General features: G+C 59.1%; 6 protein-coding genes. 2 read left to right on the forward strand and 4 right to left on the reverse strand.

What is annotated here, in order from left to right; all coding sequences use genetic code 11:
* Positions 1-109 precede the first annotated feature (109 nt).
* The 4 genes from BFP96_RS15495 to BFP96_RS15510 all read right to left on the reverse strand — a co-directional run bounded on the left by BFP96_RS15495 (position 110) and on the right by BFP96_RS15510 (position 4,354).
* A complete protein-coding gene (locus BFP96_RS15495) occupies positions 110-1,546 on the reverse strand; it encodes an NAD(P)(+) transhydrogenase (Re/Si-specific) subunit beta (protein WP_065886797.1) in 1,437 nt (478 codons plus the stop codon).
* Positions 1,546-1,866, reverse strand: a complete 321-nt coding sequence (locus BFP96_RS15500) for an NAD(P) transhydrogenase subunit alpha (RefSeq protein ID WP_003187417.1) — start codon at positions 1,864-1,866, stop codon at positions 1,546-1,548. The genes BFP96_RS15495 and BFP96_RS15500 overlap by 1 nt, the downstream gene beginning before the upstream one ends.
* 15 nt (positions 1,867-1,881) lie before the next feature.
* Entirely contained in the window at positions 1,882-3,003 is a 1,122-nt protein-coding gene (locus BFP96_RS15505; protein ID WP_065933572.1) for a Re/Si-specific NAD(P)(+) transhydrogenase subunit alpha, read from the reverse strand.
* Positions 3,004-3,418: 415 nt separating this feature from the next.
* Positions 3,419-4,354 carry a LysR family transcriptional regulator gene (locus BFP96_RS15510; RefSeq protein ID WP_065936535.1) on the reverse strand — a complete coding sequence of 312 codons (936 nt, stop codon included), beginning with the start codon at positions 4,352-4,354 and terminating at the stop codon, positions 3,419-3,421.
* 158 nt (positions 4,355-4,512) lie between these two features.
* Between BFP96_RS15510 and BFP96_RS15515 the strand changes: the two genes are divergently transcribed.
* Positions 4,513-5,694 carry an acyl-CoA dehydrogenase gene (locus tag BFP96_RS15515; protein WP_065936536.1) on the forward strand — a complete coding sequence of 394 codons (1,182 nt, stop codon included), beginning with the start codon at positions 4,513-4,515 and terminating at the stop codon, positions 5,692-5,694.
* Positions 5,695-5,707: 13 nt separating this feature from the next.
* A complete protein-coding gene (locus BFP96_RS15520; RefSeq protein ID WP_065936537.1) occupies positions 5,708-6,928 on the forward strand; it encodes a CaiB/BaiF CoA transferase family protein in 1,221 nt (406 codons plus the stop codon).
* The last annotated feature ends 173 nt before the right edge of the window (positions 6,929-7,101 follow it).

Consider the following 7,101-nt stretch of genomic DNA (forward strand, 5'->3'; position numbering starts at 1 on the left):
GCACAGCGGGACGCAGAGCATCCCTGGCTGCATTCCCACGCAGAGCATGGGAACGAAAAAACCCCAGCCTATCTCAGGCCGGGGTTTCGGGTACTGCGCTGGCGCAGTGTTATTCGACAGCTTTGACCATATCTTCGATAACCTTTTTGGCATCACCGAAGACCATCATGGTCTTGTCCAGGTAGAACAACTCGTTGTCCAGGCCTGCGTAGCCGCTGGCCATCGAGCGCTTGTTGACGATGATGGTCTTGGCCTTGAACGCTTCAAGGATCGGCATGCCGGCGATCGGTGAGTTCGGATCGTTCTTGGCGGCCGGGTTGACCACGTCGTTCGCGCCCAGCACCAGTACCACGTCGGCCTGACCGAACTCGGAGTTGATGTCTTCCATCTCGAACACCTGGTCGTACGGCACTTCGGCCTCGGCCAGCAGTACGTTCATGTGCCCGGGCATACGGCCCGCCACAGGGTGGATCGCGTACTTTACCGTCACACCGCGATGAGTCAGCTTCTCGGTCAGTTCCTTGAGCGCGTGTTGCGCCCGAGCCACGGCCAGGCCGTAACCCGGCACGATGATCACGGTGTCGGCGTTGGTCAGCAGGAAAGTCGCATCGTCGGCCGAGCCGGACTTCACCGGGCGTGCTTCCTTGGAACCTGCCGCAGCACCGGCGTCCGGCGCATTGCCGAAGCCGCCGAGCAGCACATTGAAGAAGGAGCGGTTCATGGCCTTGCACATGATGTACGACAGGATCGCGCCGCTGGAGCCCACCAGGGAGCCGGCGATGATCAGCATCGAGTTGTTCAGCGAGAAGCCGATCCCTGCCGCTGCCCAGCCGGAGTAGCTGTTGAGCATCGAGACAACCACCGGCATGTCGGCGCCGCCGATGGGGATGATGATCAGCACGCCCAGTACAAAGGCCAGGGCCAGCATCACGGCGAAGGCCGTGAGGTTGCCGGTGAACATGAAGGCCAGGCCCAGGCCCAGCGTCAGCAGGCCCAGCACCAGGTTGAGCTTGTGCTGGCCGCCGAACTGCACCGGTGCGCCCTGGAACAGGCGGAACTTGTACTTGCCGGAGAGCTTGCCGAAAGCGATCACCGAACCGGAGAAGGTAATTGCACCGATGGCGGCACCCAGGAACAGTTCCAGGCGGTTGCCCGCAGGAATGGCGTCGCCCAGGTGCTTGACGATACCCAGCGATTGCGGTTCGACGACCGCCGCGATGGCGATGAATACCGCAGCCAGGCCGATCATGCTGTGCATGAACGCGACCAGTTCCGGCATCTTGGTCATTTCGACGCGCTTGGCCATGACCGAGCCGGCGGTGCCGCCGATCAGCAGGCCGACGATCACATAGCCGATACCGGCCGTCGCCAGCTCAGCGCCGAGCTTATAGATGAGGCCAACGGTGGTGAGTACCGCCAGCGCCATGCCGAGCATGCCGAACAGGTTGCCGCGCCGCGAAGTGGTCGGGTGCGAGAGGCCTTTGAGGGCCTGGATGAAGCAGATCGACGCAATCAGGTAGAGCGTCGTGACGAGGTTCATGCTCATTACTTGGGCGCCTCTTCTTTTACTTTCGGGGCTTTTTTCTTGAACATCTCAAGCATTCGCCGGGTGACCAGGAAACCACCAAACACATTGACCGCCGCCAGGGCCACAGCCAGGGTGCCCATGGTCTTGCCCAGCGGTGTGACCGTGAGGGCGGCGGCGAGCATGGCGCCGACGATCACGATTGCCGAAATGGCGTTGGTTACGGCCATCAACGGCGTGTGCAGCGCGGGTGTCACGTTCCAGACCACGTGGTAACCGACATAAATCGCCAGCACAAAGATGATCAGGTTGTAGATACCGGGGGAGATAAGCTCTTCCATCGTCTGAATCCCTGCTTAGGCGTTTTTGCGGATGACTTGGCCGTCGCGGCACATCAGGCACGCGGCGACGATGTCGTCTTCGAGGTTGATTTCAAACTGCCCTTCCTGGGTGAACACCAGTTTCAGAAAGTCCAGCAGGTTGCGCGCGTACAGGGCCGAGGCATCGGCTGCCACGGCGCCGGCCAGGTTGGTCGGGCCGCAGATGATCACGCCGTTTTCCACCACGACTTGATCTGCAACCGTCAGCGGGCAGTTGCCGCCCTGGGCTGCCGCGAGGTCGATGACCACCGAGCCGGGCTTCATCTGCGCGACGGTTTCGGCGCTGAGCAAGGTCGGCGCTTTACGGCCTGGGATTAACGCCGTGGTGATGACGATGTCGGCCTGCTTGGCGCGCTCATGCACCGCCAGGGCCTGGCGCTGCATCCAGCTGCTGGGCATGGGACGTGCGTAACCGCCGACGCCGACCGCGCATTCGCGCTCCTCATCGGTTTCGTAAGGCACATCAACGAACTTGGCACCGAGGGATTCGATCTGCTCCTTCACGGCCGGGCGAACGTCAGACGCTTCGATCACCGCACCCAGGCGTTTCGCCGTGGCAATCGCCTGAAGGCCTGCAACGCCGGCGCCGAGGATCAACACGCGAGCGGCTTTCACCGTGCCTGCGGCGGTCATCAACATCGGCATGAAGCGCGGGTAGTGGTGGGCAGCCAGCAACACGGCCTTATAGCCGGCGATATTGGCTTGGGAGGACAGCACATCCAGGCTCTGGGCCCGGGAGGTGCGTGGCGCAGCTTCGAGCGCGAAGGCCGTGATGCCGCGCTCTGCGAGCTTGGCGATGGTTTCGTTGCTGAACGGGTTGAGCATGCCCACCAATACGGTGCCGCTTTTGATCAGCGCCAGTTCGCTGTCGCTGGGAGCAACCACCTTGAGGATCAGTTCGGCGCCAAACGCATCGCTGGCGCTGCCAATGGTTGCGCCTGCCGTTTCATAGGCACTGTCGACGATGCTGGCTTTGATGCCGGCACCGCTTTGTACAGTGACCTTATGGCCCTGGCCGATCAGCTTCTTGATGGTTTCCGGGGTGGCAGCCACCCGCGTTTCACCGGTCTGGGTTTCGAGAGGAACACCAATGTGCACGTCAAATCTCCTGCATGATCTTTTTGCTTTTGATCTTTTTGTAAAAAGGCCAGTGCGCCGTGAGTGGCGCAACTGGGGCGGCCGATCAGCACGATCCCGCTGAAATGACAGCGGGGCGCGGCATTTTGCAGGCGAACTTTACGGCCTTCAAGGGATTATGACGGGTGACGAAAAATTAACTACAAGTCACCCTGTGACTGATTGTCGCAATGCGCCGAAATAACCCCTTTAAATACAAGCAATTAAAGGCTTGTAGGCGGTAACGCGCGGTTTTTTAATCGTCGGCGTGAATAGTCGGTTATTGAACCGTAATAGTCGCTGCAAGCCTTATTATTCATGGCTTTGCGCTCCTTTTTTGTTCAACAGATACAGTCTGTTTAAATGCGACATCCGCGTATATCTGTAGTGCTTTGATTTAGTTGACTACAAGGTCAGTAAATGGGGGTTGGCCTTGGGTGTCGGGGTTGTAGCGCCGAGATTGCTCGATGAGCCAATCGCGGAACGCATGCAGGGACGCGGATTTGACCTTTCGTTCCGGAATCATCAGGTAATACGCCTTATCGCTGGGCAGGGTTTGGTGGCTCGCGATCACCAGGTGCTGCTCTTTCAACTCTCGCTGGATCAGGAAGGGTGGGATCAGCGCAATGCCCATGTCATGCATTGCCGCCTGGGACAACATTGAGAATAGCTCGTAACGCGGGCCTGTCATGTCGCGGGGAACGCTCATCTGTTGGGCGTTGAACCACTGACGCCAGGCATAAGGGCGCGTTGTCTGCTGCAAGAGGGGCAGGTCGGCCATTTCCTGGGGGGTAAAGTACGCGCGGTCGCCGAGTAAGCGTGGGCTGCACACGGGGACGGGGTTTTCCCCCATGAGCCTATGGGATTCGGTGCCGGACCAGTCGGCATCACCGAAATAGATCGCAGCGTCGAACTCGGTGTCGGCAAACAGGAAGGGGCGCGTGCGGTTGGTCAGGTTGACCGTCACTTCCGGGTGCCGCTGTTGAAAGTCCTTCAGGCGCGGGATCAACCATTGGGTGCCGAAAGTCGGTACCACGGCCAGTTCGATGACATTCGCGCCCTGCTGGCCCATGGCTGAAAGGGTGTCGCGTTCTACTGCATCCAGTTGCGTTGCCACCCTGCGGCTATAAGACAGCCCCGCCTCCGTCAGCTTTACACCGCGCCGCGAGCGTCGAAACAGTTCGACACTCAAAAATTCTTCAAGGCTGGCGATCTGTCGGCAGATCGCACCTTGAGTGATGGAAAGCTCCTGTGCGGCCTTGGTGAAGCTCTCGTGGCGGGCGGCTGCTTCGAAACTGATAAGCGCGGTAGTGCTGGGGATTTTCCTGCGCATGTACATTGTCCTCACATATAAGGCGCTTTTTTGGCCTTGTCAGGCGTTACGAAGTGAGAAATTAGCACAACCCCATGCAGAAACCTCGTTTGCCCTCGGCGTCGCCCCGGCCTAGTCTGCCTGCACGACGTTTTGATTCTTTTCGTGAGGACTTATTCATGGCTGGCAAGGCAAGCTTCAACTGGATCGATCCGCTGCTGCTGGATCAACAGCTCACCGAAGAAGAGCGCATGGTGCGCGACAGTGCCGAGCAGTTTGCTCGGGACAAGTTGGCGCCCCGTGTGCTTGAAGCTTTCCGTCATGAAAAGACCGACCCCGCGATCTTCCGCGAGATGGGCGAAACCGGCTTGCTGGGGGCCATGATTCCCGAGCAATACGGTGGCAGTGGCTTGAACTACGTCAGCTATGGGTTGATTGCCCGTGAAGTCGAGCGTGTCGATTCCGGTTATCGCTCGATGATGAGTGTGCAGTCCTCATTGGTCATGGTGCCGATCAATGAATTCGGCACCGAAGCGCAAAAGCAAAAGTACCTGCCGAAACTGGCCTCCGGCGAATGGATCGGCTGCTTCGGTCTCACCGAGCCCAACCACGGTTCTGATCCAGGCGCGATGATTACCCGTGCGCGCAAAGTGGAAGGCGGCTACAGCCTGACTGGCGCGAAGATGTGGATCACCAACAGCCCGATCGCCGACGTGTTTGTGGTGTGGGGCAAGGACGACGCCGGCGACATCCGCGGTTTTGTACTGGAGAAGGGCTGGAAAGGCCTGAGTGCTCCGGCGATTCACGGCAAGGTCGGTTTGCGGTCGTCCATTACGGGCGAAATTGTCATGGACAACGTGTTTGTGCCCGAAGAGAACATCTTTCCGGACGTGCGTGGCTTGAAAGGTCCTTTTACTTGCCTGAATTCGGCGCGATACGGCATCTCCTGGGGCGCGCTGGGGGCTGCGGAGTTCTGCTGGCATACCGCGCGCCAGTACACCCTTGATCGTCATCAGTTTGGTCGCCCGTTGGCGGCGACGCAGTTGATCCAGAAGAAGCTGGCCGACATGCAGACCGAGATCACGTTGGCGCTGCAAGGTTGTCTGCGCCTGGGGCGGATGAAGGATGAGGGAACGGCGGCGGTTGAGATTACTTCGATCATGAAGCGCAACTCATGTGGTAAGTCTCTGGATATCGCGCGCATGGCCCGGGACATGCTGGGCGGCAACGGCATCTCCGACGAGTTCGGGGTGGCGCGTCATCTGGTCAACCTGGAAGTGGTCAACACCTATGAAGGTACGCATGACGTGCATGCCTTGATCCTGGGGCGCGCGCAAACCGGTCTTCAGGCCTTCTATTAATAGGAGCACGGACATGGGCGCGCTTTCGCATCTGCGTGTACTGGATTTATCGCGAGTACTGGCGGGCCCTTGGTCCGGGCAGATACTCGCGGACCTTGGGGCCGAGGTGATCAAGGTCGAAAGGCCGGGCAATGGTGACGACACGCGCGCCTGGGGGCCGCCTTTTCTCAAGGATGCTGATGGTGAGAACACCAGTGAGGCCGCGTACTACCTGTCCGCCAACCGGAACAAGGCGTCGGTGACCATCGACTTCACCAAGCCTGAGGGGCAGAAGCTGGTGCGTGACCTGGCTGCCAAGTCGGACATTCTAATCGAGAACTTCAAGGTGGGTGGCCTGGCGGCTTATGGTCTGGATTATGAGTCGCTCAAGGCGATCAATCCGGAGTTGATCTATTGCTCGATTACCGGCTTTGGCCAGACCGGCCCTTATGCAACCCGTGCCGGCTATGACTTCATGATTCAAGGGCTGGGTGGGTTGATGAGTCTCACCGGTCGTCCTGAGGGGGATGAGGGCGCGGGGCCGGTGAAGGTTGGGGTGGCATTGACCGATATTCTCACCGGGCTTTATTCGACCGTAGCCATCCTGGCGGCGCTTGCTCACCGGGATCACGACGGCGGTGGGCAGCATATTGATATGGCGCTGCTGGATGTGCAGGTAGCTTGCCTGGCTAACCAGGCGATGAACTACCTGACCACCGGAGTTTCGCCAAAGCGCTTGGGCAATGCGCATCCGAACATCGTGCCTTATCAGGACTTTCCTACGGCTGATGGTGATTTCATCCTGACCGTGGGTAACGACGGGCAGTTTCGCAAGTTCGCCGAGGTGGCCGGGCAACCCCAGTGGGCGGATGATCCGCGGTTCTCTACGAATAAGATGCGAGTTGCCAATCGTGCGGTGCTGGTTCCACTGATTCGGCAGGCGACCGTGTTCAAGACTACGGCAGAGTGGGTATCGCAGCTGGAGAAGGTAGGTGTGCCGTGTGGGCCGATCAATGATCTGGCGCAGATGTTCGCCGATCCGCAGGTCAAGGCGCGCGGGCTGGCCATAGAGTTGCCTCACGCGTTGGCGGGGATGGTGCCTCAGGTTGCCAGTCCCATCCGGCTTTCCAAGACGCCCGTGGAATATCGTAATGCGCCTCCGCTGTTGGGTGAGCATACGGTTCAAGTGCTGCAAAGTGTGCTGGGGCTGGCGCCGTCGAACGTGGCTGCTTTAAGAGAGGCTGGCGTTATCTGAGGTATCTCTTCTATATAGAGGGGGCGTCGGTCGTTTTCTGATCAATCCTAACTATTTGATAAGAAAACGAAATTAGTCGTTGACGGCAGATTCTGTGCGCCTATAATTCGCCCCACTTCCGGCGCAGTCGAAACGGAAAACTCCTTGGTAAACAATGAGTTAAGTAGTTTTCG

Origin of the sequence: Pseudomonas sp. 34 E 7 (assembly GCF_900005715.1) — a bacterium.
In the GTDB taxonomy this organism is placed as follows: domain Bacteria; phylum Pseudomonadota; class Gammaproteobacteria; order Pseudomonadales; family Pseudomonadaceae; genus Aquipseudomonas; species Aquipseudomonas orientalis_A.

Excerpts from the sequence above, each read along its gene's own strand:
- BFP96_RS15495 (WP_065886797.1), bottom strand. The coding sequence starts at position 1,546 with ATGAGCATGAACCTCGTCACGACGCTCTACCTGATTGCGTCGATCTGC.
- BFP96_RS15500 (WP_003187417.1), bottom strand. The coding sequence starts at position 1,866 with ATGGAAGAGCTTATCTCCCCCGGTATCTACAACCTGATCATCTTTGTG.
- BFP96_RS15510 (WP_065936535.1), bottom strand. The coding sequence starts at position 4,354 with ATGCGCAGGAAAATCCCCAGCACTACCGCGCTTATCAGTTTCGAAGCA.
- BFP96_RS15515 (WP_065936536.1), top strand. The coding sequence starts at position 4,513 with ATGGCTGGCAAGGCAAGCTTCAACTGGATCGATCCGCTGCTGCTGGAT.
- BFP96_RS15520 (WP_065936537.1), top strand. The coding sequence starts at position 5,708 with ATGGGCGCGCTTTCGCATCTGCGTGTACTGGATTTATCGCGAGTACTG.